Here is a 25024-nt window from a genome sequence, read left to right on the forward strand (position 1 = left end):
GTCCTGACAAAGACGCCAAAGGCAGCCAGCGCATGAGCGGCTGCAGCCGTTTGCAACGCCTCGCCAGTGCAGGCACAAAACGCGACCCCTCCCAAAAACAAAACCCGCCGAAAAATATCGACGGGTTTGTCAGCGGTCTGAGCCCGGTTCGACCGGGCTTTTTTGTTGCTTGGGCATGTGTGGAAACAGGTTTCAAAGGCTCTGCGCGAGCCTTGCTACTTCCTTCCCGTCGTCGTCGAAGAGAACGAGCTTGCCCATGTCGATCTTGTAGGATCTGGTCTTGCCGAGCACGTCGAGGAACTTGCGCTCCTGATTCATGAGGGCAGGCGGGCACTGGACATAGGTCGATCCGATCTCGGCGAAGGAAATATTTTCCCCGGTGACGGTTGCCTTGCTGAAATAGCGGTTGCAGCCGCCGGAGCCGCTGACGGCGCCATCGGTCGAAACCGTCAGGGTCGTCTGGGCATTGTCGATCACGCCGCCGCCCTGAATGTCTTCCGCGAGCCAGTCCTTGCCCTCGATGCCGATGGCTGCACCTTCATCGCCGCTCTTGCGCACCATGACCACCTTGATTTCCGCCGGTTCGCCGGGGTTCTCGGGATCAATGGCGTAGCGCTCGTCATTGACGAACCAGAGCGTGTCGCCAGCGGAAATTCGCGCCTGCAAGGCGTAGGAATGGCCGGACTGAATCTGGTCCGTATCGAAATTGATGGCGAACGGGATCGGCGAACCCTGAACGGATTCGATCCGCGTTTCACCAATGACCTTGGAGGGCGCGTCGGCCAGCGAGACGTCGGAAAGCTGAACCGTCAGGCTTGCTTCCGGCGGCAGCGCGATGCGCTCGCGATACATGACCTTGCCGCTGATGGTTTTTTCCGCCGCCAGGCTGCTTGTCGGCATCGAGGTGGTCAGGAACAAGGCAGCGCCGCCAAGCGCGCCAATGCCGACCGCGAGTGCCGCAGCAATTGAAAGGGTTTTCGCCAGTCCATTTCGCATCGTCAAAGCCCGAAACTTCCGTTCCCGCATGCGTTGTTTGTTACAAGACAGATGGCGCTGATGCGGATTCCAACCTGTCTGTCATCATCGCCTGTCGGTGTCTGAATCATACCGCCGACATTAGCGAAATCTTCATGTGAAAATTATGGCGGCGCAAGAACACGTCACCTGAATTACCCAATATTCTAGGGGGTTAAATAGTTAATTCGTGATTAAAATAAAAAATCGAGATCAATTGTGAAACCTCAAAGCATCGGCCCGAACATCGGAATCGATTTTCGGAAAGCACGATGCGTAGATTCAATAGGTTGGAGCGGCCTTTGTGGGCCTGGAAGGACGCACGGCGCTCTAATCGGAAGATCAGTCCAGTTTCCAGCGTTCGCGTATCTTCTCATCTTCATCCTTGGATGACACCCACCCGCCGACCGAACCGTCCGCGAGATGCTCCCGCTTCCAGAACGGCGCGTTGGTTTTCATGTAATCCATCAGGAATGAGGCGGCCTCGAAAGCCGCATGGCGATGCGATGACGCCGCGGCCACCAGAACGATGTTCTCGCCCGGTTTTATAAGGCCGTAACGGTGAATGATCGTCAGCGCTGTTATCGGCCAGCGCGCGATGGCCTGTTGGGCGATGCGGGTGATTTCCGCCTCCGCCATGCCCGGATAATGCTCCAGTTCCAGTGCGCAAAGCGTGCCGCTTTCATCACGGCAAAGCCCGGTGAAAGTGACGATGGCGCCGATATCCGTGCGCCCCTGTTGAAGCTTGCGCAGTTCCGCCGCCGTGTCGAAATCTTCGCTTCTTATGCCGACGAAAAGTGGGCACGAAGTTTGCCCGCTCATTTCATCCTCCCGTCATGGGCGGAAAGAGCGCAACCTCGTCGCCGTCATTCACCAGTTCAGTGTGTTCGGCATGTTCCTGATTGATCGCCGCCCGAATGACATGCTCATGCTCGAAGGCGGCTTCATATTCGTCGCCACGCGATTTCAGATGGCCGATCAGATCGCCGACGGTCGTTTTGGGTGAGGGGAGTTCAATAGTCTCCTCCCCCTTGCCGATTTTCTCGCGCACCCATGCGAAATAGACGAGTTTTACCGCCACTGGATCAATCCATCACGTGTTTGAGGCCCGCCTTGAAGTAATCCCAGCCCGTATAAAGCGTCAGAAGAGCCGATACCCAAAGCAGGACAATGCCTGTTTCCGTTACATAGGGCATGATTTTGTCACCGGCAGGGCCTGCCAGCAGGAAAGCAAGCGCGATCATCTGCGCGGTCGTCTTCCATTTGGCGAGACGCGAAACGGGAACGCTGACTTTCAGCTCGGCAAGATATTCGCGCAGGCCCGAAACCAGGATTTCGCGGCACAGGATGATGATGGCGGCCCAAAGCGTCCAGCCGGCAATGGTGCCGTCGGCAGCAAGCAGCAGGAGACAGGCGGATACTAGAAGCTTGTCGGCAATCGGATCCAGCATGCGGCCGATGGTCGAAGTCTGCTTCCAGATGCGGGCGAGATAGCCGTCAAAAAAGTCGGTGATGCTGGCGACTGCAAACAATCCGAGGGCTGTCCAGCGGGCAAAATCGCTCGACTCCAGCCGTCCCTCAATAAAGAAACACAATACCACAAGGGGAACGGCGATGATCCGGCCGTAAGTGAGGATATTGGGTAGGGAGAGGGTATGATTCTTCTGCATTGTTCCGCCGCATCGTTCGTTTGGGCACATCATCAGGGATGACACATAAAATCAACACCTGCGGACGTGTTCTGCCGGGACGTAATGACGCTCGCGCCCCGATCCCGGACAAAATTAGCGCATAATCCGACCGGAGTGAAACGAGGATCGACAAGATTATGCTTGAAATAGAAAAGCTTGGAGCGCCGATCTGATTCAATCAGATCGAAACGCGCTCCAGGTCATTTGTCGCGAAAATGGTCGTGAATTGTCTTTGCCATCGCTTCGGAAATGCCGTCAATCTGCATGAGGTCCTCGACCGCGGCGCGTGAAACGGCCTTCGCGGTTCCGAAATGGTGCAGAAGCGCACGCTTGCGCGACGGGCCGATTCCCGCGATTTCATCAAGCGGATTCTTGACCATTTCCTTCCTGCGCCGGGCGCGGTGCGTGCCGATGGCGAATCTGTGGGCTTCGTCGCGCAGGCGCTGGATGAAATAAAGCACGGGATCGCGCGGCGGCAGCGTGAAGGGCTGCTTGCCTTCCACGAAGAAGCGCTCGCGTCCCGCCTCGCGGTCGACGCCCTTCGCGATGCCGATTGCATTGACGAGATGGCTGATGCCAAGCTCGCCAAGAATTTGCCGCACGGCACCCACCTGACCTTGCCCGCCGTCGATCAGGATGACATCGGGCCAGGCGGGAAACGCATCGGTCGCCTCAGCATTGGTCTGTTCTTCCGGCGCGCCGTGTTCCTTCACCAGCCGCGAGAAGCGCCGCTCGATCACCTCGCGCATCATGCCGAAATCGTCGCCCGGCGTAATGTCCGTCGAGCGGATGTTGAACTTGCGGTATTGGTTTTTGACAAAACCTTCCGGCCCGGCGACGATCATGCCGCCGACAGCGTTTGTGCCCATGATATGCGAGTTGTCATAGACCTCGATCCGGCGCGGCGGCTGCGACAGACCGAAGGTTTCGGCCATGCCTTGCAAGAGGCGCGCCTGCGACGAGGTTTCGGCAAGCCGCCGCCCAAGCGCTTCGCGCGCATTGGTGAGCGCGTGATCGACAAGATCCTTCTTCTCGCCGCGTTGCGGCACGTTGACCTGCACTTTATGTCCCGCGCGCGTCGACAGCGCTTCGGCGATCAGCGATTGTTCCTCCACAGTCTCGGACAAGAGAACAAGACGCGGGCACGGCTTGTCGTCGTAGAACTGGGACAGGAAGGCCCCGAGAACCTCTGCCGGCCCGAGCGAACTGTCGGCTTTCGGGAAATAGGCACGGTTGCCCCAGTTCTGGCCCGTGCGGAAGAAGAAGACCTGAATGCAGGTCATGCCGCCTTCCTGATGGATGGCGAAAACGTCTGCCTCTTCCACCGTCTGCGGATTGATGCCCTGATGCGACTGAACATGGGAAAGTGCGGCCAGACGGTCGCGGTAGACCGCCGCATGTTCAAAGTCGAGATCAGCGGATGCGGCCTGCATCGCGGCTGCCAAATGGTCCTTGACCGACTGACTTTTGCCGGACAGGAACGCCTTGGCTTCGCTCACCAGCTCGGCATAGTCCGCGTCGCTGATTTCATGCGTGCAGGGACCGGAACAGCGCTTGATCTGATAGAGAAGACAGGGGCGGGTTCGGGTTTCAAAAACAGAATCCGTGCAGGTTCGCAGCAGGAATGCGCGCTGAAGCGCGTTGATCGTGCGGCCCACGGCGCCAGCCGAGGCGAAGGGGCCGAAATAGTCGCCCTTGCGGGACCGGGCGCCGCGATGCTTGAAGATGCCGGGCGCCCGATGGTCACCGGTCAGCAGAATATAAGGAAACGACTTGTCGTCGCGCATCAGCACGTTGAAGCGCGGGCGCAATCTCTTGATGAGATTGGCTTCCAGCAGCAGGGCTTCGGTTTCCGTGCGGGTAACGACGAATTCCATCATCGCCGTCTCACGGATCATCCGCACGATGCGATTCGAATGGGCTATGCCGCGCGCATAGTTGGAGACGCGCTTCTTGAGATTGCGCGCCTTGCCGACATAAAGCACATCGCCATCACCGTTGAACATGCGATAGACGCCCGGATTGTTGGGCAGACGCTTGACGAAGGCGTTGATGATGTCCTGCCCGCTCAGGCCCTCGATATCCGGCAGGCCATCCGAGGAATCCCATTGAATGGAATCGGCGGCAGACGGCGCTGCCGGAACGTCGATTATGTCGTCGCCCTCATCGTCCTCTTCGGTTTCCGCGTCGCCAATGATGATACCGGCCACGTCCTGCTCGTCATCCGACGGCAGGTTCGCGGCAGCATCATCATTGTTCTTGCGGTTTCCAGTCATTCGGTGATTCCTGCGATATCCGGGGTTTCCCATGCCAGATGCTGGCCGCCGTCAAGCGCGATCATCTGGCCGGTGACGGAGCGGCTTTCCCAGAAATAGCGAACAGTACGCCCAAATTCCGACAATTCCGGTGCGCGCTGCAAAAGAAGTTTCTCGACCTGCTGTTCGAAATCACCCGGCTTCTGCCTTTCGCTCGGCAATGTGGGGCCGGGGGCGATTGCATTGACCCGGATTCGCGGCGCAAGCGCCTGCGCCATGGTGCGGGTGGCATTCCAAAGCGCCGTTTTCGAGAGCGTATAGGAAAAGAAGTTCGGATTGAGCTTCCACACGCGCTGGTCGATCACATTGACCACAAGCCCATCCTCACCATCGGGCAAGGCATTCGCCATTTCTTCGGCCAGCAGGACGGGGGCTTTCAGGTGAATGGCAAAGTGCTTGTCCCAAAGCGCCATGTCCAGTTGCCCGATACGGTCATCTTCGAAAAGTGAGGCATTATTGACCAGAAGCCGGATCGGCCCGATCTGGTTCGACGCATCTTTTACCAGATTGCGCACATCGGCTTCGGACGAAAGGTCTGCGCGTACCACGCAGGCGGTGCCGCCTCGTTCGGTTATGGCGCTCGCAAGGGCCGCGCCTTCATCGATGGAGTGATTATAGTGTATGGCGACCGGGAAGCCATGAGCGGCAAGGTCTTCGACGATTGCCTTTCCAATGCGCCGCGCGCCGCCGGTTACCAGAACCGGACATTTGGCAAGCAGGCGAGGCTCGTGATCATTCAACACGGTAAACACTTTCTTATCGAGATTCTTCAGTCGATTTCATGCCACTTCGATCGGAAAAATGCAGCTAAAAACAGCGCGCCCGATCTTCATAGCTGACAAATTTGTAGGGATTTCAGCGGCTTCGTTCAACCTTGCCGGACGCCGCGTGGCACCGCAACCGGCATCCACCAACTATATAGGCGGGTATATTCGGCGTTGCGATAATGCAACATCGCATTTTTGCCATTTTCTCGACAGTTTCTCTCCACAGAAGCGGGCATTTCGTGCCGCATTTACCGCCGATATACCGATCCGGTCAGCGCGGCATGGACGATTTGCTCCCAAGGCCGTCCGCCCGATAAGGGACCGCGCGAAATGTAATTTGTGTAAGGAGAATGCTATGCGCACTCTTAAGTCTCTCGTAATCGCCTCGGCTGCGCTGCTGCCGTTCTCTGCGACTGCTTTCGCTGCTGATGCCATCCAGGAACAGCCTCCTGTTCCGGCTCCGGTCGAAATGGCTCCGCAGTACAGCTGGGCTGGCGGCTACACCGGTCTGTACCTCGGCTACGGCTGGAACAAGGCCAAGAATTCGAATGGCTATGGCGACGTGAAGCCGGATGACATGAAGGCTGGCGCTTACGCTGGCTGGAACTTCCAGCAGGACCAGTTCGTATACGGTGTTGAAGGCGACGCCGGCTACTCCTGGGCCAAGAAGTCCAAGAACGGCCTGGAAGTCAAGGAAGGCTTCGAAGGCTCGCTGCGTGGCCGTCTCGGCTACGACCTGAACCCGGTCATGCCGTACATCACCGCTGGTGTTGCTGGTAAGCAGGTCAAGCTCGACAACGGCTTCGACGACGAAAGCAAGTTCCGCGTTGGTTGGACTGCTGGCGCCGGTCTGGAAGCCAAGCTCACGGACAACATCCTGGGCCGCGTCGAATACCGTTACACCCAGTTCGGCAACAAGACCTATGATCTTGGCACCGAGTCGGTCCGTAACAAGCTCGACACCCACGACATCCGCGTCGGCGTTGGCTACAAGTTCTAATTATCTGATAATTGAACACGGAAAACCGGGCAGGCGACTGCCCGGTTTTTTGTTGCGTTGTTTTTGGTTTCAGCTGTTTGCTGTCTCCATCAGCCAGCCGCGAAAGGCCGACATCGCCTCGGTTTCCGTCCGCGATTGCAGCCGCGTCAGCCAATAACTGCCCATCGTCACCGTCGTTTCGAAGGGCTGCATGACGGCCTCCGACAGCAGTTGCCGGGAAAACATCAGCGGCGGCGCAAGCGCGACGCCTGCTCCCTGCATGGCGGCTTCCATCATGGCAAGCGACGAATCGAACATGATGCTGCGGGGCAGGGGCATGTCACCCGTAACGCCCGCCGCCAGAAACCACTGCGCCCATTCATCGGCACGATAAGAGCGCAGCAGCGTTTGGCGCGCAAGATCGGCCGGTGTTCGCAATTCGCGCGCGAGCTCCGGAATGCATAGTGGCGACAAGGGCGCTTCCAGCAATCGGGTTGCATCGATGCCGTGCCAGGCGCCGCTGCCGAATCGGATGGCGTAATCGAGCCCCTCCGCCGCAATATCCACCCGGTTATTGTTGGTCGAAAGCCGCAGGTCGATGAACGGATAGCTTTTCTGAAAATCGGGCAGGCGCGGCAGAAGCCAGCCGACCGCAAGCGTCCCGACCGCACCCACCCGCAATATCTCCCGGTAATGCCCAGCTTCGAAACGCTCAAGCGTTCCGGCAATCCTGTCGAATGCGTCCTTCAATGTGGGAAGCAGCGTTTCTCCTTCGCTGGTCAGCATCAGCCCGCGCGGCAGGCGCTCGAAGAGCGTCACATTGAGGCGGGTCTCAAGGCTTTTGACCTGATGGCTGACAGCGGCCTGCGTGACGCAAAGCTCAATCGCGGCCTTGGTGAAACTGAGGTGACGCGCCGACGCTTCAAAGGCGCGCAGCGAATTGAGCGGGAGATGCGGGCGAACCATAGAAACCCAAATTTTTCTAATGCCAAATGCTAGATAACGTCGTTTGTCGTTGCTGCGCAAGCATCGTATATCAGCAGGGCCTGAAAGGCTTGCATCCCGCAGATAACGGGTTTCAGTATAATGGATCGCGCAGCGACGGCTATGTCTTGATTAGGATGCAGCCGAACGCATAATCATGAGGTTTATTCATCTGTCATGAGAAAATCTACGACACTTTTGATTGGTTTCCTTGCTGGTTCGGCTGCCATCCCTGCCAGCGGCGCGCTGGCGGCTGGCAAGCTGAACGATGACGACCTGCGCCGCATTGTCGATGAAACTGTGCGCCCGCTCATGGCCGAGCAGAAAATCCCCGGCATGGGCGTTGCCATTACCATCGACGGCAAAAGCCATTTCTTCGGCTATGGTGTGGCATCGAAGGACAGCGGGCAGAAAGTCGATGAGAATACGCTTTTCGAGATAGGCTCGATCAGCAAGACCTTCACTGCAACGCTTGGCGGTTATGGATTGGCGACCGGCGCATTCTCCCTGTCCGATCCCGCGACCAGATGGGCTCCCGAACTCAAAGACAGCAGTTTCGACAGGATTACCATGCTGGATCTTGGAACCTATACGCCGGGAGGATTGCCCTTGCAGTTTCCCGATGCTGTCACCGACGACAGTTCCATGCTGGCCTATTTCAAGAAGTGGAAGCCGGACTATGCGGCGGGTACGCAGCGCCGTTATTCCAACCCCAGCATCGGCCTGTTCGGCTATCTCGCGGCGCGCAGCATGGGCCAGCCGTTCGACGTGTTGATGGAGCAGAAGCTTCTGCCCGCATTCGGCCTGAAAAACACGTTCGTCCATGTGCCGGAAAGCCGGATGAAGAACTATGCCTACGGCTATACCAAGGCCGATAAGCCGACCCGGGTATCGGCAGGCACGCTGGATGCGGAGGCCTACGGCATCAAGACCACGGCGCCCGATCTCCTTCGTTTCGTCGCGCTGAATATCGACAGCTCGCCGCTTGCTCCCGACTTTCAGAAAGCCGTCGCCGCAACCCATACGGGGTATTACCGTGTCGGCGCGAACAATCAGGGGCTCGGCTGGGAAATCTATGCCTATCCGGTCACGCTCGACACGCTTCTGGCGGGCAATTCGTCCGACATGGCGCGGAAATCCCATAAGGTCGAGAAATTCGATCCCCCGCACGCGCCCTCGGCGGATATGTTCATCAACAAGACAGGCTCCACCAATGGTTTCGGTGCCTATGCGGCCTTTATTCCGGCAAAACAGGCGGGAATTGTTCTGCTCGCCAACCGGAACTATCCGAACGACGAGCGCATAAAGGCTGCTTATCGGATTTTGCAGGCGATCGATAAAATCCAATGATCTGCAAGAGAAAACCCCGGGAAATCCGGGGTTTTATTCGTTCCAGACCAATCAGCCGCGCGGCAGAAGTTCCGTCAGTTCCGGATGCAGTTCCTGAAAACGCTTCATCCAGCGCTTGAGCTTGGAGCGGTTGCGCTCCCACTTGCCTTCAAAACGCAGCGCCAGATAGCCAAGCGCCGCTGCAACGGCGATATGTCCCGCATGCAGCTTGCCCGCCAGACGCGGCGGCGCTTCATTCAGAAGGTCAAGGGCGCGTTCGGCCTTGCGCCATTGCAGGTCGAGCCAAGGCTGGTGAACCTTCTCTTCCGGGCGCATGCGCCGTTCATAGACATGCGCCAGAAGCACGTCGCAAAGACCATCGGCAATGGCTTCAAAACGCTCCGCGTCGGTGCGCTTTTCGGCATTGCGCGGGAAAAGCTTTTTGCCGGAAACCCGGTCCAGATACTGGACGATCGCACGACTGTCGAAAACGGATTTGCCGTCATCCGTCACCAGCGTCGGAATTTTCCCGAGCGGATTGGCATGGATGAGGTTCTCCGGTTCAGCCGCGGTATTGACGACAACGCTTTCAAACGGAATGCCCGCATAGTGCGCGGCCATGCGAACCTTCGCGCTATAGGGCGAAGCAGGTGAATACAGGATCTGTGTCATCATAATTTCCTGAACGGGCTAAGTAGGGTCTATTGCGTGGCGGGCATCATTACGGAGCGGCTTCGGCAGGCATTGGCGTCCACCTCGCCGCAGGAACGGAATTGCAGGTCCTTTGTCATGCAGATGCGGACTTCCTGGAGGTAATTCCGCTTGCAGCTGATCGAAATACCGTCTGGCTTCATGCCGGGATTGGCGGCGACGAAGGCTTTTTCAACAAGCATGGGATCGACGCGCCGCCCGCCAGCCAGCCCACTGCCAAGACTGCGCAGGCTTGGCGGAATATTGACCTGATCGAAAGCGTTGCGCAGCGTGTCGAAATAATCGTTCTGCGAAAGGCCCGAGCAACTGCCGTGCTTGCGCCATTGATAGGCGACGAGACCGGCAGCGGGCATGATGTCCGAGAGGCTGGAAATAATCCGTCGCGGCACATAGCTGCCGCCGCTTCGATTATTGTCAAGCTGGCAGTTCGCCGGGTAACCCCATTCGTTCTGCGGCCACAGGCCATGCACCACGAAACCGAAAGGCCGGTTGGTGCCGCATTGCTGCTTGTTGGCGCGCGGGCCTTCCGATGCGCAGTAGCTTGGCGACCAGGAGAGGGCGAGTACATAAAAGTCGAACTCGCCCGGAATGTCATCGGCGCGTACAGGCAGGACGTTCGCCATCGCCGCTGCAAGCAACGTGATCGCAGCAGCGCCAAACTTCCGCAGCATATGCCCTCCACTCAATGGTTGCCCTGAGGCTTCAGTGCCTGAATCAAAAAGCGGCAGGCCGGCATCACGAAGAATGCAACTGTAGTGTTAGCGAAGAACGCGGCACCGGGCGTCATATACATACCAGCGGTCGAAACCGTCGACGCAGAACTCGACGTTGCGGCCCATGGAGGCAAAGCCCTGGCCTTCCTCAACCATATACCAGACCGAACGATACTGGCCATCGGTCAGAACGGCGGTTGCCTTGCAATAGGTGCGCTCGATCTGGGCCGGATTGGTCTTTGGTTCATAGCGCGTCAGCTGAACGTCGCTCATGGCCGTGATGCCGACTTGCGGCAGGTTCGGGACGTGGCGCACCTGATAGCCGAAATCGGAAACCACCGAGCGCAGGACGCTCTGCTGGCTGCACGCGCCCGCATCGGCAACCCCTGCGGGAGCCGGAGCAAGATAGTCTGCGGCGCTCGCAGGCAGGGAAGCCAGCGTCAGGGGAAGGACTGCTGCGGCGAAAGCGGCTGCGCGTGAAAATCGTCCGATGCGATCCAGGGTTCGTTGCATATCTCTATCCTGTCCGAAATTGCGAGCCAGCTCGCTGAATTCTGTGATGGCCGAAGCCTCGTCAAGTCGCAGTTTCTGCTAGCAATTTCTCCGGGTCAAGTGCGATCCGTCTCGCTGCGCACCCACTTGATGCTGAAATTGCTCCCCTTTTCCTCGGCCAGAAGCTTGGTAAGGCAGGGAAGCAGGATTTGCATCTCACTTTCGAGTGTAAAAGGCGGATTGACCACAATCATGCCCGTGCCATCAAGGCGCGGTTCGGCGGAAGGTGCGCGAATCGCAAGCTCGATCTGCATGATCTTGGGAATGCCGGTTTCACGCAGGCGTTTGGTGAAACGTTCGGTTTCCCTGCGGTCTTTTATCGGATACCAAAGCGCGTAGATGCCGCCGCCGAAACGCTTATGCGCCTTGACGAGGCCGTCGACCAGACGGTCGAATTCGCCTTCCTTTTCAAAAGGCGGATCGACCAGCACCATGCCGCGTTTTTCCTTCGGCGGCAGGTGGGCGCCCAGCGCAAGCCAGCCGTCGAGCTCGGTCACGCGCACCTGATAGTCACCGTCGAAGAGTTTCGCCAGCCTGGCCGAATCCTGCGGGTGCAGTTCCAGCGCGGACAAACGGTCCTGCTTGCGCAGCAAATGCCGCACCAGAAGCGGTGAACCCGGATAATGACGAAGCGCTTCGCCTTCGTTGACGGCGCGGACGGCGCCAAGATAAGGCTCCAGCAATTCCAGCGCGGGCTGCTCGATCTGGCCTTTCTGGATGGCTTCCACGATGCGGTCGATGCCGCCCGTCCATTCGCCGGTCTTGCCGGCTTCCACGCCCTTCAGATCGTAAAGACCAATGCCCGCATGGGTGTCGATGACGCGAAAGGCCTGCTCCTTGCGCTTCAGATATTCGACGAGACGGGCCAGGATGACGTGCTTGACGACATCGGCAAAATTTCCGGCGTGATAGGCATGACGATAATTCATGGCTGCGCTTGTTTCATGTCGGCCTGTTTTCGGCAAGGGGCAGAAATGCTCAAAAGGCATCGGTCTGCGTCGTTCCTGCAATATCTCTTCTGTCACAAATGTGACATACAACTTTCAGCATCCGCTCCTTATCCTTTGAGTCGAGTCCTGAATGTCTGGTGACGTCCTTCTGATCGTCCTCTTTGGCGCGTTCCTCCACGCGAGCTGGAACGCAATCGTCAAGGGCAGCGGAGACAAGTTTTTCGGCGCTGCCAGTGTTACGGGCGCTGCCGGGCTGATCGCTCTTTTCATCCTGCCTTTTCTGCCGCTGCCGAACCCGGCAAGCTGGATTTACATGCTTCTGTCGACGGTCACGCAGACCTTCTACATGTCGCTGGTGGCCGCGGCCTATAAGTCCGGCGATATGAGCGAAGCCTATCCGATCATGCGCGGCACGCCGCCCTTGCTGGTGGCGCTGGTGAGCGCGCCGCTGGTCGGCGAGGTGATGGGCTGGCAAAGCTGGCTTGGCATCATCCTGATCTGTTCCGGCGTTCTGGCGATGGCGCTTGACGCCCGGCGCAGAAATCGCGGTGCTTCAAGCCGCACCGCCTTGCTGGCCCTCACCAATGCCGGTTTCATCGCCAGCTATACGATCATCGATGGCCTTGGCGTCCGCGTTTCGGGAGAGCCATTGTCCTATACGCTTTGGCTGTTCCTGATGAATGCCATTCCGCTTGCCGGTTGGGCATTTTATCGCGAGCCGGACCGATTCATCCAATATCTGCGCAATCACTGGCGACCGGCCATGATCGGCGGGGTGGGCACATTAGGGTCGTATGGCCTGGCGCTCTGGGCGATGACCATGGCTCCAATTGCCGTCGTCGCGGCACTGCGGGAGACGGCAATCCTCTTCGGCGTGCTCATTTCCTTCCTGGTGCTGAAAGAAAAAGTCGGCCTGTCGCGCTTTGTGGCTGCCGGGCTTATTGTCTTCGGCGCGATTTCATTGCGCCTGTCGTGAAAATTTATTTCGTCACTGTGACAATCTTCCGGCAGAAATTCGTTTCTGCGGCAAGTGGCTTGAGCTAATAAAGTAGTATGAACCAGCACGCCCCCATTTCGAATACCAAGATCGGTCATTCGGCCTGTCCGCATGATTGCCCGTCAACCTGCGCACTCGACGTGGAAATTCTCGACGAGCGCACCATCGGGCGCGTGCGCGGCGCGAAGGACAACAGCTACACGGCTGGCGTCATCTGCGCCAAGGTCGCGCGCTATGCCGAACGCGTCCATCATCCCGACCGCCTGAAGCATCCGCTGGTTCGCGCTGGCGCGAAAGGCGAGGGGCAGTGGAAACAGGCATCATGGGAAGCAGCCCTTGATCTTGTTGCCGAGCGCTTTCTGAAAGCCGAGCAGGATTATGGCAGCGAGAGCGTCTGGCCCTATTACTATGCAGGCACGATGGGGCTGGTGCAGCGCGACTCGATCAATCGTCTGCGCTTTGCCAAGCGCTATTCCAATCAGTTCGACAGTTTCTGCACCAACATGGCCTGGACCGGCTATTTTGCCGGAACCGGAAGCCTGACCGGCCCCGATCCGCGTGAAATGGCCAAAGCCGATGTCGTGGTCATCTGGGGCACCAATGCCGCGGCCACGCAGGTTAATGTCATGACCCATGCGGTTCGCGCGCGCAAGGAGCGCGGCGCGAAGATCGTCGTCATCGACGTTTACGCCAATGCGACCGTCCGGCAGGCGGATATGGGCATCGTGCTGAAGCCCGGAACCGATGGCGCCTTTGCTTGTGCGGTCATGCATGTGCTGTTCCGTGACGGTCTGGCCGACTGGGATTATCTGGAGCGCTATACCGACGATCCCAAGGGGCTTGAAAAGCATCTTCAGACCCGCACGCCGGAATGGGCAGCGGCGATTACCGGCTTGTCCGTTGAAGAGATTGAGGCCTTCGCTCATCTCGTCGGCAAGACCAAGCGCACCTATTTCCGGCTGGGCTATGGTTTCACCCGCCAGCGCAATGGCGCGGTGAACATGCATGCCGCTGCTTCGATTGCCTGCGTCACGGGCGCATTCCTCCATGAAGGCGGCGGGGCGTTTCACTCCAATTCCGGCATCTTCAAGATGGACAAGCGCGAGATCGAAGGCCGCGCCATGCAGGATGTCGGCATTCGCTTTCTCGATCAGTCGAAGATCGGTCGCATTCTCACCGGTGACCGGCAAGCGCTTTTTGATGGTCCGCCCGTCATGGCGATGCTGATCCAGAATACCAATCCGGCCAATGTCACCCCAGAACAGCGGCTGGTTCGCAAGGGCTTCGCGCGCGAGGATTTATTCGTCGCCGTGCACGAACAGTTCATGACCGATACGGCGAAGATGGCCGATGTCGTCCTGCCTGCGACCACATTCCTTGAGCACGACGATATTTATCGCGGCGGCGGGCAGCAGCATGTGGTTCTGGGGCCGAAGCTGATCGAGCCTCTCGCCGATGCCCGCCCGAACATCTTCGTCATCAACGAACTGGCCAAACGGCTTGGCGTCGGGCATCTGCCCGGCTTCGACCTCGACGAGCGCACGCTGATCGACAACATGAATGCCAACAGCGATTTGCCGCATTTCGACGAATTGAAGGAAAAGCGGTTTGTCGATCTGCAGCCGCCCTTCGAGGAAGCGCATTACATCAATGGCTTCAAATGGCCTGACGGCAAGTTCCGCTTCCGCCCCGACTGGACCGGAAGCCCTTCGCCGAACAAGCCGCCGGAAGTCATGGGGCTTCAGGGGCCTCATCAGTCGATACCGGAATTTCCAGACCATTGGGAAGTGATCGAAACGGCGGATGCCGAACATCCGTTCCGCATGACGACCTCACCCGCCCATAATTTCCTGAACTCGACCTTTGCCGAAACGCCGACCTCGCTTGCCAAGGAAATTCGGCCCGAACTTCTGATCCATCCCGACGATGCGGCAGAGCTTGGCATCGAGGACGGCGAGCGCATCGAGATCGGCAATCATCGTGGCGAGCTGGTGCTTCATGCCGTTCTACGCGCCGGACAAAAACGCGGGGTCGTCGTGTCGGAGGGCATTTTCCCGAACTCGGCATTCGAGCGCGGCGAGGGGATCAACATCCTGGTTGGCGCTGAACCTGCCGCCCCCTATGGCGGGCTGGCGGTGCATGACACCAAAATCTGGATACGCAAAATAAATGCATAAATATTAATCCAACAACGCCGGGCGCATATATAAACTATATATGCGCCCGGCGTTGTTGCTATTCGCGCCGCTTGTTAGCCAGCGTAACGCAGCTTCAGCTTGGAAACGCCGACAGCCGCATTCAGGCCGCGCTGGCCCTGAAGCGAAATTGGCTGAAGCGAAATCGTCTTCCACGAACCGCCGGTCAGGATATTGGTGCCGAAGCCGACGCCAATGGCAGCATTGGCGGAAGCACCAACGTAACGGCCCTGAAGCGCACCTTCCGGACGAACGCTCGGAGCCCATACCGCCCAGGCGACACGGCCGCCATTGATGAAGCCGACATCAACGCCGAGCTTGGTGATGGTGCCGGTGTAATGCTCAATCGGGCCGCGACCGCGGGCAGGCTGGAATACGCAATCCACATCCTGCTGGCTGCCGATGATCACGCCGATCGCCGGGGAGATGTCGCAGGACAGCATACCGACTTCCGAGCGCGGCTGGGTGCGACCCGAAGCGGGAGGAGCTACGAAGTCGGCTGCGATGGCTGGAGCCGTAACCGCAATGCCGGAAACCACGGCCATTGCGGACAGGAAGGAAGTCGAAAAACGGAGAGACATGTCTTTGTCCTCTTCTAAAAACATATTGAAAGAGACGTTTCTCACGACTCTTAACGGGGTTTGCCGAAGCAAGTTCCGTTAGGAGGGGGAATTAGAGCTTTTTGCGGGAGATTAAAGTTTTGTTAACAAAAAACTTCGTGTGTGATGAATTTGCCGCGGTCAGACGCTAACAACCATGCAGTCTGCCGGTTCATCTGACTGAACCCCTGCCTGTCCGGCGGCAAATTTGCGCAGGGCGGCTGCATAGAGCTGATGTTCGGCTTTCAGGACACGCGCTGCAAGTGTTTCCGCATTATCTCCGGGGCGCACCGGCACCGCCGCCTGCGCCAGGATTGGACCTTCATCCATGCCTTCGGTCACCAGATGAACGGTGCAGCCAGCGACCTTCATACCCGCATCGAGGGCCCGCTGATGGGTGTGCAGTCCGGGGAACAGCGGCAGCAGGGAAGGGTGAATATTGAGAATGCGGCCTTCATAGGGGGCAATGAAGCGGCCCGACAGAAGGCGCATGTATCCGGCAAGGCAGATGATATCCGGCTTCAAGGCGGCAAGCGCCTCGAGAATGGCATCTTCATGCGCATCCTTCGAGGCATAATCCTTGCGCTTGAAAACCTGCGTGCCGATGCCTGCGCCTTGCGCCTTGGCAAGACCGCCAGCTTCTGCCTTGTCGGAAAAAACCGCGACTATTTCGGCTGGAAAATCCGCAGCTTCAGCGGCGCGGATCAGCGCCTCCATATTGGAGCCGCCGCCCGAAATGAAGATGACGACCCGCTTGCGGCTCATAGCGCGAGCTGGCCCTTGTAGACGACGCCATCTTTCTCGCGCTTGACCATCCGGCCAAGCGTGACGACCTTTTCGCCTTCGGCGGCAAGGGCGGCTACGACTTCCTCGACCTTCTCAGGCTTCACGACGGCAATCATGCCGATGCCGCAATTGAAGGTGCGCAGCATTTCGTTCGGCTCGACGCCACCCGTTTTGGCAAGCCAGGAGAAGACCGGCGGAACGGAAATGGAGGCAAGGTCGATTTCGGCGGCAAGACCTTCCGGCAGGACGCGCGGAATATTGTCCGGAAAACCGCCGCCAGTGATGTGCGCCAGCGCCTTGATGCCATCCGAAGCGCGGATCGCGGCGAGAAGCGGCTTCACATAGATGCGTGTGGGGGTAAGCAGCGCTTCACCGAGCGTCGCGCCCGGCTGGAACGGTGCATCGGACTTCCAGCCGAGGCCGGAAAGCTCGACGATGCGGCGCACCAGCGAAAATCCGTTGGAATGAACGCCGGACGAAGCAAGTCCCAGAATGACGTCGCCTTCGGCAATGTCGCCGCGCGGCAGCAGGCGGTCGCGCTCAGCCGCGCCAACCGCGAAACCGGCAAGATCATAATCGCCGTCGCGGTACATGCCCGGCATTTCAGCGGTTTCGCCGCCGATCAGCGCGCAACCGGCCTGACGGCATCCTTCGGCAATGCCCTCAACGATATCGACACCCTGATCCGGCGAAAGCTTGCCGGTGGCAAAATAGTCGAGAAAGAAGAGCGGTTCGGCACCCTGCACGACCAGATCGTTGACGCACATGGCAACAAGGTCAATGCCCACCGTGTCGTGCTTGTCGGCATCAATGGCGATCTTCAGCTTGGTGCCGACACCGTCATTGGCGGCAACGAGCACCGGGTCCTTGAAGCCTGCAGCCTTGAGGTCGAACAGGCCGCCAAAGCCGCCGATCTCTCCGTCCGCACCGGGGCGGCGCGTGGAACGCACGAGCGGCTTGATCTTCTCGACCATCAGGTTGCCAGCATCGATGTCGACGCCAGCCTGCGCATAGGTCAGGCCATTCTGGGCAGCAGACTTGTCGGCGGGCTTATTGGCGGGCTTGTTTTCCATGGTCATGGCCTGCTCCTGAAAGGGGGTGCTTATCCACGCAGTTGTCTAATGCATTTTCGGCAAAAGCGTATAACGGTTTTGCTTGAGAAAATGCGATAAACAGAGAATGTGCGCGCAATGACACGAGACGGCGCTGCCCGCAAGGCCACAAGGCCCGAAAAGAGTGAAATAGTGCGGGAATCCGCCTGAAATCGTGAAGATGGTATGATATGAATATCAAAGATAGCGAGACAGAACGGTTAGGATTCTCCGACTGCATGGGGCCGAAACTTCGGCAATTCGTAGAGAGTCAACTCCTTCTTGATTTGAGCAGATATGCATCTCCGAAACTCACGTTTCATTCAGATAACATTCGCTTCAATTGGTCAGAAAGCTGCTTAGAAGGGCACAGAACATACTGGTTAGACGGAGAAATTGAGAATTTTTCCGGCGTTGCAATATTTGACCTTAACGAAAGGCTGATTGCTGAAGGTTGGATGGAGTTTATTGAAACCGAGACCGGCCTAGAGGTGTTCTGGTGGTTTTTAGAGGGAGGCACCGATTACGACATTAAAAGGAAGCGTACGAACCAAGTGCCCAAGCACATTTGGAATAGGCTTAGCGATGAATTGCGCTCAGCGTGGCGTCAGTATGCCCCAGACACCATGCAGTTATAGGCTTTGCAGTCAAAAACAGCGCTTGTCGCGGAAATCCCAAAACCTGCAACACATTCGCCGTGCACGGAATTCAGGAGGGGTGTGTCGCCTATCGTCGCCTTGATAATGGGTATGTTGCAACCCTGCCTTTTGCACAGGCGTTGCAATCTGGATCGACCGTCCAGACCCGTTCCCAGCCATAGAGCGGGACGCGCTCATATTCCTTCGCATTTTCGCTTCAACTGTTTGCTTTGGCCGCGGTTGTGCGATGCTGGGTGATTCCACCAAGCTGCAAAATGTTCTAAGACATCCGTAACGCCATCCTGCTATCAGGACAGGCTTATCAAGCTTATTTCCTGGAAAATGGACGCCCATGGTCAAGAAACCGACACCAACGCGCACGACCGCCAGCCGAACGATCCGTCAATCGGAAGCGACGGTTCGCGATGGCGACATTCACGTCAATGTGGAAGTCGGTGCGCTGACCGGCTCTTCGGTGCGCCGTCAGGCAATGTTCTGGATCGGCGCCGTCGCGGTCTTCGTCCTGTTCCTTGTCGTGTTCAGTTCCGTCCTGCTGCCTTTCGTGGCCGGGATGGCGCTGGCCTACTTCCTTGATCCCGTTGCGGACAGGCTGGAACGGCTCGGCCTTTCGCGGCTTGCGGCCACGGTCGTCATCCTGCTCATCTTCCTGATGGCGCTGATCCTCGGCCTGATGATCGTCGTGCCGATCCTCGCAACGCAGCTTGCGGATTTCATTTCCAAAATCCCCGAATATATCACCCAGTTGCAGTCCCTGCTGGCGAATGAGGATTCGCACTGGCTGAAGAAATATATCGGCATCGACAGTTCCGTCATTCAGCAGAATCTGAGTTCGCTGCTCCAGCAGGGCGCCGGTTTCCTCTCGACCTTGCTTCAGTCCCTGTGGAATTCGGGGAAATCCCTGATTGATATTGCGGGGCTTTTTGTCGTTACGCCGGTGGTCGCGTTCTACATGCTTCTGGACTGGGACCGCATGGTCTCAAGCATCGATTCATGGGTGCCGCGCCGCCAGCTTCACACCGTGCGCGGCATTGCGCGCGAGATGAATGCCGCCGTCGCCGGTTTCATTCGCGGACAGGGCACACTCTGCCTCATTCTGGGAACCTATTACGCCATCGGCCTTACGCTGACGGGGCTCAATTTCGGCCTGCTGATCGGCTTTTTCGCCGGTCTCATCAGCTTTATTCCCTATATCGGTTCCTTTGTCGGCCTGGCGCTCGCCATCGGCGTGGCGCTGGTCCAGTTCTGGCCTGACTGGATCATGATCTGTGCCGTTGCGTGCGTGTTTTTCCTTGGCCAGTTCGTGGAAGGCAACATCCTCCAGCCGAAGCTCGTCGGCTCGTCCGTGGGGCTGCATCCGGTCTGGCTCATGTTCGCGCTTTTCGCCTTCGGCTCGCTGTTCGGCTTCACCGGAATGCTGGTGGCTGTGCCTGCCGCAGCCGCGGTCGGGGTGCTTGTGCGCTTCGCATTGAATAGCTATCTCCAATCACCGATGTATGATCCTGCCTATCATCACCCGGACCCGGATGCGGGGCCGCTGATCGAGGCAGGCGAGAATGCGGGCAGAGAGAAATGAGATTGGGTCGTAACCGGCCAGGCGTTACAACAGGATGTGCAGGAGGCCGCGATGCGTGAGGCACCGCGCCAGATTCCGTTGAACCTTGAGCATCAGCCCGGTTATCACCGGGAGGACCTGATCGTCACGGGCTCCAACCGCGCTGCCGTCGATCTCATTGATCGCTGGCCGAACTGGCTGTCGCCGGTCACCATTCTTGCCGGGCCGACTGGCTCGGGCAAGACGCATCTGGCGGAAATCTGGCGTGCCGGAACGGGCGCGCTTCTGGTTGATCCATCCAACATCACCGAAGAAGCCGTGAATGGCGCTGCCGAATATCCGGTACTGATCGACGATATCGGCGGCACGCCTTTCGACGAAACCGGGCTTTTCCATCTCATCAACAGCGTCCGGCAGAATGCGGCTCAAGGGCTTGGGCCTTCGCTGCTGATGACGTCCCGCCTGTGGCCTGCGAACTGGAACGTCAAGCTTCCCGATCTTGCCTCGCGCCTCAAGGCCGCGACCGTTGTGGAAATTGCCGAACCCGACGACCTCTTGCTTTCCGGCGTCATTCACAAGCTTTTCGCGGACCGGCAGGTGAGCGTGGAACCCCATGTCGTCGCCTATCTGGTCAGCCGGATCGAGCGCTCGCTTCTGTCTGCAATCCGCATTGTCGACAAGCTCGACCGGGCGGCGCTGGAACAGAAAAGCCGCATCACGCGCACGCTTGCCGCACAGGTTCTGGCCGACAGCGAACAGCCGGAACGCTGAGGATGAGAATAGCGGTCACCGGGGCAGGCGGTTTTATCGGAAGCGCATTGACGCAAATGCTGGCCGGGGAGGGGCACGAAGTGCTGCCTTTGTCCCGCAATGACCTGTCTGATCCAAACTTTTCAGGCGTGGAAACAGTTGTCCATTGTGCAGCGCTCGCGCATCGCACCGGCGCGGAACGCCCGGATGCCGCAACGTTCGATGCGGTCAATCATCGGTTGGCGGTGGAGCTTGCCGTCAGGGCAAAAGCTGCTGGTGTCAGGCGCTTCGTCTTTGTGTCGACGATTTATACGATTGCCGGAAACCCGTCGCCGCTGACGCCGGACATGCGGCTGAAGCCTCGCGATGACTATGGTCGCGCCAAGGCCAAGGCGGAAGCTGATCTGCGGGAATTAAGCGGGATCGAGATTGTCATCGCACGCCCGGTTCTCGTTTACGGTCCCGGAGCGCGGGCGAACCTGAAAGCGTTGATAAAGCTTTGCGATAGCGGATTGCCGTTGCCTTTCGGTCTGGCAAACAACAGGCGCAGTTTCGTGTCTCTTGAGAATGTCGCGCGTGCGCTGGCGTTTTTAAGCGTTGCGCCTGCGGACAAGGTCGCCGGGCGTGTGTTCCATCTTGCCGAGCCGCAACCGCGCTCCACAAAGGAACTCGTGACGAAGCTTCGGGCTGCCTTGGGAAAGCCTTCGCGGCTTTTGCCTGTTCCGCCGGTCTTCATGCGGCTCCTGCTTTCGGCTGCGGGCAAAAGCGGCCTTTACGACCAGCTTTATGGCGATCTGGTCGCGGACACTTCATCGCTGATCGAAGCAGGGTTCGACTATCTGCCGGGCGACCGGCAGCTGGAAGCAATGGCACGTCGTCCAGATTAGTTCTTCTGGCCGACAGCCTTGGGCGGCTCCATGCGCGAATGCGCTGGTCGGGGAGCCTGTTTGGGCGCGGCTGCGGTTGCAGTTTGCTGCTTCTTCGCAACGGAGCCGGTGATCAGGCTCGCGCTGTCCGGCTTGTTGCGTCCGCCGATAAGCTGGTCCTCATGCACCCAGCCAATCATGTTGGTCTTCGGGACGATCACGCGATGCCAGCGCCCCGTCTTTCCATAGGAACGCATCTCGCGGCCTTTTTCCACGACGCCGATGGATGGCGACTTGTCCCAGGCATTCTTGTGAATGGTGAGGCGCGCCTTGGCATAGATCACCGATGGCGAGCTTGCCGGCGTGTTGATGCCGCGCGGCGGCATTGAGCGTAGCGCAGCCGCAGGCGGCGGGGGCGGAGGCGCAACGACCTGACTTGCGGGGCGCGGCGGGGTGGCGGTCTGGATTGCAGCCTGCTGGACAGGCTTTTGCGGCGTGGGTGCCGCAACGGGCGCGGACGGACGCGGCACAGGGCCGACGGCAGCGCCATAATCCTTCGCCGGTGCTTTGCTTTCAGGCGCTTTGCTGGTGACGGTCGCCTTCGGTTCCGTTCTCGCGGCGGGCTGAGCAACCGGTTTGGAGGCAGGGCGCTGGAACAGCGCTGTTAACGCGGCTTGCGGGCTCTTGTGCTGGGTGGTTGCCCACAGGCTGAAAGCACCGAGGCCCAGAATGGCGGCTAGCGCGAGCAAGGGAGTGGACGAGCCGGAAGATTTGCCCGACGACTTGCTTGAACGCTTGGTGGAGCGCTTGGGCGAGCGGGTGGTGCGTTTGCGTGCAGCCATCGTCTGTCTCCTGTTCGAATCGCGATGGGGAGACGCTACCAATTGTTCCTTCGCATTTGGTTACCGGAGCTTCGGGCGGGTGCGGCCCGACGGATGCAACGCAAACAAAAAACGCCGCTTTCGCGGCGTTTCGAGGCAGGTTGGTAAGACTTACTGGTGGCCAGACGTCTTGTGATCGCAGGAAGTCTGGCCTGATGCCTTTTCCTGCTGCCGTTGGTTGGCTTCGCTTGCTTCAACCGCGTTGCGCAGCTCTGCCCATTCGCGTTCATGACGACGATAAAGCTCATCGGAAACAGTCTGGATACCCATTTGGTCCTCCGTTTTATCTGGTGCCCCAAATAACATGGCGAGGGCGAAAACGTTTCATCACAAAGCGTAAGCGCTTGAAATCTTAATCGGTTTATATGTTTATAACTTCGTTTCGATCCTAATTTTCCTGAATGGAAACGCCGTCTTCTCCGATTTTCATCTCGATCCCGGCGGGTTTGGTCTCTTCGCGATAGACATAGACCGCCAAGCCGGCGGCCACGACGATCAGCGCGCCAATAATCAGATAAAGCCCGTTTCTATTCACACTCAGTCTCCAACAGGTTGGTCGTGAAGTGTGAACGCGCGCGTGTGGGATTTGGTTCCGCCTGCGCATCGGCGCGCAATAAGCGCAAAGTGATCGCGTGCAGATCAGCCTTGTTAAATCCTGTCCGGGAGGCTTCCATTTGCAATTGGGACGCCTTATGAAGCGTTCCCATTCGGGTATTTCTCGATCAGTATATTCAATTCTTCTTTTTAATAGACGCCTTCTTCGAGGCGTCAGCGGAATTCTGGAATCCGGAGTGTTTTTGCATGAATATTTGTTTGTCCGGGAAGGTGTGAATTTTTGACATTCCCCCATGGGGAACGTTTTTCTGAAGCCGACACAAGAGTGTCCTGAAATCACAAATTTAGCGGTATCTGCCGGCGTTTGCACCAAAAACGCGAACTGGATGATTGTAGAATGGCGATTGTTGGAATTGATCTGGGTACATCGAATTCACTGGTTTCGGTTTGGGAGGAGGGTGGTCCAAGGGCATTGGAAAATGCCCTCGGCGAAACCCTGACACCATCAGCCGTCAGCATCGGCGATGCGGGCGAAGTGCTGGTGGGGCGCGCTGCGATAGATCGGCTGATCACGCATCCGGACCGGACCGCAGCGTCATTCAAGCGTGCGATGGGAAGTGCCGTACAGTTCACCCTCGGCAATTACCGCTGGCGTGCCGAGGAGCTTTCCGCGCTGGTGCTGAAATCCTTGCGTCAGGATGCGGAGCTTGCGCTCGGCGAGCCGATCACTGAGGCCGTCATTTCAGTCCCTGCCTATTTCAATGACATCCAGCGCAAAGCCACGCTCGACGCGGCCCGACTGGCAGGACTTCACGTCGAGCGCCTGATCAACGAGCCTACGGCTGCGGCCCTTGCCCACGGTCTCGAACATCAAGATGAAGGCACATTCCTTGTTCTTGATCTTGGCGGTGGCACGTTCGACGTTTCGCTGCTGCATAAATATGATGATGTCATGGAAATCCGGGCATCGGCGGGAGATGCGCTCCTTGGCGGTGACGATTTCAGGACGGTGATTGTCACGGAACTGCTCAAACGTCATCAGCTTGTCGAAAATGACCTCGACGGAGGAGACAAGGCACGCTTGTTTGCCGAGGCGGAGCGGCTGAAACGGGCTCTTACCGAGCAATCGCAGTTGGAATACAGCTTTGGCGTTACAGGCGAGCGCTTCAGCGGTCTATTCGAGCGCCTGGAGTTCGAAGAGTTGGCGCAGCCGCTTCTGCGGCGCATGCGTGCTCCGATGGAGCGGGCCTTGCGGGATGCGCGTGTCGATGCGGGGAAAATAGATCAGGTGGTGCTGGTTGGCGGTGCGGCGCGCATGCCAATGGTGCGTAGCCTGGCGGCCCGGCTTTTTGGTCGTTTTCCGCTCCTTCACCCGCAGCCGGATCATATTGTCGGGCTTGGGGCAGCCGTGCAGGCGGGCCTCAGGAAGCGGGAAGGGGCGCTTGAAGAAATCATAATGACGGACGTATGCCCGTTCACGCTGGGCACATCCGTTCTTGATCCCCGCGCACCCGAAGGCGCGGTCCTTTCTCCGATCATCGAACGCAATGCCGTCGTCCCGATCAGCCGCGAAAGCCGTTACTGGACTGCCTCGGACGGCCAGACCGTGGTCCGTATTGATGTTCTTCAGGGGGAGAATATGCGCCCGTCACAAAACATCGCCCTCGGAATGATTGAGGTTCCCGTATCTTCGGGACCTGCGGGCAAGGAATGCGTGGACGTTCGCTATACCTATGATGTTAACGGCGCTCTCGAAGTCGAAGTCAAGGTCGTTTCCACAGGGCAGGTTCATCGAAGGATTTTCAGGAATCAAGCAAATCTCACCGACGCCGAACTCGAAGCACGTTTCAGCGCACTGACATCGATCAAGATGCTGCCGCGTGACCAGCAGGAAAATCGCGCACTGATCGCTCGTGCGGAGCGGCTATATGCGGAGACGCTGGGGGACGCACGAGACCAGATCCGGGAAATGCTGTTCTGGTTCGAGAAAAGCCTTGAGGATCAATCCATTCGCGACACGCAGGCAATCCGGCAACAATTCTCCGACATGCTGCAACAGTTCGAAAAGTCAGTTCTTTAAAGGGGCCG

At 58.3% G+C, this 25024-nt stretch carries 26 protein-coding genes; 9 read left to right on the top strand and 17 right to left on the bottom strand.

What is annotated here, in order from left to right; genetic code table 11:
• Nucleotides 1-192: 192 nt before the first annotated feature.
• The 6 genes from AC0TNJ_RS02665 to AC0TNJ_RS02690 form a co-directional block, all read right to left on the bottom strand.
• A complete protein-coding gene (locus AC0TNJ_RS02665) occupies nucleotides 193-996 on the bottom strand; it encodes a YbaY family lipoprotein (protein WP_473770208.1) in 804 nt (267 codons plus the stop codon).
• Between the two features lie 360 nt (nucleotides 997-1356).
• A complete protein-coding gene (locus AC0TNJ_RS02670; RefSeq protein ID WP_473770150.1) occupies nucleotides 1357-1836 on the bottom strand; it encodes a molybdenum cofactor biosynthesis protein MoaE in 480 nt (159 codons plus the stop codon).
• A gap of 1 nt (nucleotide 1837) precedes the next feature.
• Entirely contained in the window at nucleotides 1838-2095 is a 258-nt protein-coding gene (moaD, locus tag AC0TNJ_RS02675) for a molybdopterin converting factor subunit 1 (protein WP_473770151.1), read from the bottom strand.
• Between the two features lie 4 nt (nucleotides 2096-2099).
• Nucleotides 2100-2684 carry a CDP-diacylglycerol--glycerol-3-phosphate 3-phosphatidyltransferase gene (gene pgsA, locus AC0TNJ_RS02680; protein WP_122000053.1) on the bottom strand — a complete coding sequence of 195 codons (585 nt, stop codon included), beginning with the start codon at nucleotides 2682-2684 and terminating at the stop codon, nucleotides 2100-2102.
• Nucleotides 2685-2905: 221 nt separating this feature from the next.
• Entirely contained in the window at nucleotides 2906-4981 is a 2076-nt protein-coding gene (gene uvrC / locus AC0TNJ_RS02685) for an excinuclease ABC subunit UvrC (RefSeq protein WP_473770152.1), read from the bottom strand.
• Complete coding sequence (locus AC0TNJ_RS02690; RefSeq protein ID WP_473770153.1) at nucleotides 4978-5763, bottom strand: SDR family oxidoreductase; 786 nt, start codon at nucleotides 5761-5763, stop codon at nucleotides 4978-4980. Before AC0TNJ_RS02690 ends, uvrC begins: the two co-directional genes overlap by 4 nt.
• Before the next feature lie 379 nt (nucleotides 5764-6142).
• Between AC0TNJ_RS02690 and omp25 the strand changes: the two genes are divergently transcribed.
• Nucleotides 6143-6787: an outer membrane protein Omp25 gene (gene omp25 / locus AC0TNJ_RS02695; protein ID WP_473770154.1), complete on the top strand. Its 645-nt coding sequence runs from the start codon at nucleotides 6143-6145 to the stop codon at nucleotides 6785-6787.
• Between the two features lie 69 nt (nucleotides 6788-6856).
• Here omp25 and AC0TNJ_RS02700 read toward each other — a convergent pair whose 3' ends face one another.
• The gene (locus AC0TNJ_RS02700) at nucleotides 6857-7732 is read right to left on the bottom strand and encodes a LysR family transcriptional regulator (protein WP_473770155.1); all 876 of its coding nucleotides are present in this window, start codon (nucleotides 7730-7732) and stop codon (nucleotides 6857-6859) included.
• A gap of 195 nt (nucleotides 7733-7927) precedes the next feature.
• Here AC0TNJ_RS02700 and blaOCH point away from each other — a divergent pair, with 195 nt between their 5' ends.
• Nucleotides 7928-9100 (top strand): OCH family extended-spectrum class C beta-lactamase, encoded by a 1173-nt coding sequence (blaOCH, locus tag AC0TNJ_RS02705; RefSeq protein ID WP_473770156.1) that lies wholly within the window; start codon nucleotides 7928-7930, stop codon nucleotides 9098-9100.
• 51 nt (nucleotides 9101-9151) lie between these two features.
• Here the strand turns inward: blaOCH and AC0TNJ_RS02710 are convergent, their stop codons facing one another.
• From AC0TNJ_RS02710 to AC0TNJ_RS02725, 4 genes are all read right to left on the bottom strand, one after another.
• Nucleotides 9152-9751 (bottom strand): glutathione S-transferase, encoded by a 600-nt coding sequence (locus AC0TNJ_RS02710; protein ID WP_122000058.1) that lies wholly within the window; start codon nucleotides 9749-9751, stop codon nucleotides 9152-9154.
• A 29-nt stretch (nucleotides 9752-9780) separates the two neighbouring features.
• The gene (locus AC0TNJ_RS02715; RefSeq protein ID WP_473767631.1) at nucleotides 9781-10461 is read right to left on the bottom strand and encodes a ribonuclease T2 family protein; all 681 of its coding nucleotides are present in this window, start codon (nucleotides 10459-10461) and stop codon (nucleotides 9781-9783) included.
• 87 nt (nucleotides 10462-10548) lie between these two features.
• On the bottom strand, nucleotides 10549-11016 hold the full coding sequence (locus AC0TNJ_RS02720) for a phage portal protein (RefSeq protein ID WP_473767630.1): 468 nt from the start codon (nucleotides 11014-11016) through the stop codon (nucleotides 10549-10551).
• Nucleotides 11017-11111: 95 nt separating this feature from the next.
• Nucleotides 11112-11984, bottom strand: coding sequence for a 23S rRNA (adenine(2030)-N(6))-methyltransferase RlmJ (locus AC0TNJ_RS02725; protein ID WP_473770157.1), 873 nt, complete (start codon nucleotides 11982-11984; stop codon nucleotides 11112-11114).
• Nucleotides 11985-12135: 151 nt separating this feature from the next.
• On the opposite strand from AC0TNJ_RS02725, the gene AC0TNJ_RS02730 reads away from it, so the two are divergent.
• On the top strand, nucleotides 12136-12981 hold the full coding sequence (locus AC0TNJ_RS02730; protein WP_473770158.1) for an EamA family transporter: 846 nt from the start codon (nucleotides 12136-12138) through the stop codon (nucleotides 12979-12981).
• A gap of 77 nt (nucleotides 12982-13058) precedes the next feature.
• Complete coding sequence (locus AC0TNJ_RS02735) at nucleotides 13059-15179, top strand: molybdopterin oxidoreductase family protein (RefSeq protein WP_473770159.1); 2121 nt, start codon at nucleotides 13059-13061, stop codon at nucleotides 15177-15179.
• Between the two features lie 74 nt (nucleotides 15180-15253).
• On the opposite strand, the gene AC0TNJ_RS02740 is transcribed toward AC0TNJ_RS02735, so the two are convergent.
• From AC0TNJ_RS02740 to purM, 3 genes are all read right to left on the bottom strand, one after another.
• Nucleotides 15254-15778, bottom strand: coding sequence for a DUF992 domain-containing protein (locus AC0TNJ_RS02740; RefSeq protein WP_473767627.1), 525 nt, complete (start codon nucleotides 15776-15778; stop codon nucleotides 15254-15256).
• 159 nt (nucleotides 15779-15937) lie between these two features.
• The gene (gene purN / locus AC0TNJ_RS02745; RefSeq protein WP_473770160.1) at nucleotides 15938-16561 is read right to left on the bottom strand and encodes a phosphoribosylglycinamide formyltransferase; all 624 of its coding nucleotides are present in this window, start codon (nucleotides 16559-16561) and stop codon (nucleotides 15938-15940) included.
• Entirely contained in the window at nucleotides 16558-17661 is a 1104-nt protein-coding gene (gene purM, locus AC0TNJ_RS02750; RefSeq protein WP_473770161.1) for a phosphoribosylformylglycinamidine cyclo-ligase, read from the bottom strand. Before purM ends, purN begins: the two co-directional genes overlap by 4 nt.
• A 203-nt stretch (nucleotides 17662-17864) precedes the next feature.
• On the opposite strand from purM, the gene AC0TNJ_RS02755 reads away from it, so the two are divergent.
• From AC0TNJ_RS02755 to AC0TNJ_RS02770, 4 genes are all read left to right on the top strand, one after another.
• On the top strand, nucleotides 17865-18311 hold the full coding sequence (locus tag AC0TNJ_RS02755; RefSeq protein WP_473770162.1) for a hypothetical protein: 447 nt from the start codon (nucleotides 17865-17867) through the stop codon (nucleotides 18309-18311).
• A 352-nt stretch (nucleotides 18312-18663) separates the two neighbouring features.
• Nucleotides 18664-19905 carry an AI-2E family transporter gene (locus tag AC0TNJ_RS02760; RefSeq protein ID WP_473770163.1) on the top strand — a complete coding sequence of 414 codons (1242 nt, stop codon included), beginning with the start codon at nucleotides 18664-18666 and terminating at the stop codon, nucleotides 19903-19905.
• A gap of 51 nt (nucleotides 19906-19956) precedes the next feature.
• A complete protein-coding gene (hdaA, locus tag AC0TNJ_RS02765; RefSeq protein ID WP_122000066.1) occupies nucleotides 19957-20655 on the top strand; it encodes a DnaA regulatory inactivator HdaA in 699 nt (232 codons plus the stop codon).
• A 2-nt stretch (nucleotides 20656-20657) separates the two neighbouring features.
• Nucleotides 20658-21521, top strand: coding sequence for an NAD-dependent epimerase/dehydratase family protein (locus AC0TNJ_RS02770; protein WP_473770164.1), 864 nt, complete (start codon nucleotides 20658-20660; stop codon nucleotides 21519-21521).
• Here AC0TNJ_RS02770 and AC0TNJ_RS02775 read toward each other — a convergent pair.
• The 3 genes from AC0TNJ_RS02775 to AC0TNJ_RS02785 all read right to left on the bottom strand — a co-directional run bounded on the left by AC0TNJ_RS02775 (nucleotide 21518) and on the right by AC0TNJ_RS02785 (nucleotide 22916).
• Nucleotides 21518-22342 (bottom strand): hypothetical protein, encoded by an 825-nt coding sequence (locus AC0TNJ_RS02775; protein WP_473770165.1) that lies wholly within the window; start codon nucleotides 22340-22342, stop codon nucleotides 21518-21520. The two genes, AC0TNJ_RS02770 and AC0TNJ_RS02775, sit on opposite strands and share 4 nt — an antisense overlap.
• A 150-nt stretch (nucleotides 22343-22492) precedes the next feature.
• Nucleotides 22493-22651 carry a hypothetical protein gene (locus AC0TNJ_RS02780; protein WP_006472432.1) on the bottom strand — a complete coding sequence of 53 codons (159 nt, stop codon included), beginning with the start codon at nucleotides 22649-22651 and terminating at the stop codon, nucleotides 22493-22495.
• 118 nt (nucleotides 22652-22769) lie between these two features.
• Entirely contained in the window at nucleotides 22770-22916 is a 147-nt protein-coding gene (locus AC0TNJ_RS02785; protein ID WP_104753803.1) for a hypothetical protein, read from the bottom strand.
• A 417-nt stretch (nucleotides 22917-23333) separates the two neighbouring features.
• On the opposite strand from AC0TNJ_RS02785, the gene AC0TNJ_RS02790 reads away from it, so the two are divergent.
• Nucleotides 23334-25016 (top strand): Hsp70 family protein, encoded by a 1683-nt coding sequence (locus AC0TNJ_RS02790; protein WP_473770166.1) that lies wholly within the window; start codon nucleotides 23334-23336, stop codon nucleotides 25014-25016.
• Nucleotides 25017-25024: the final 8 nt, after the last annotated feature.

The sequence above is a fragment of the Ochrobactrum sp. PL_is483 genome, assembly GCF_055816855.1.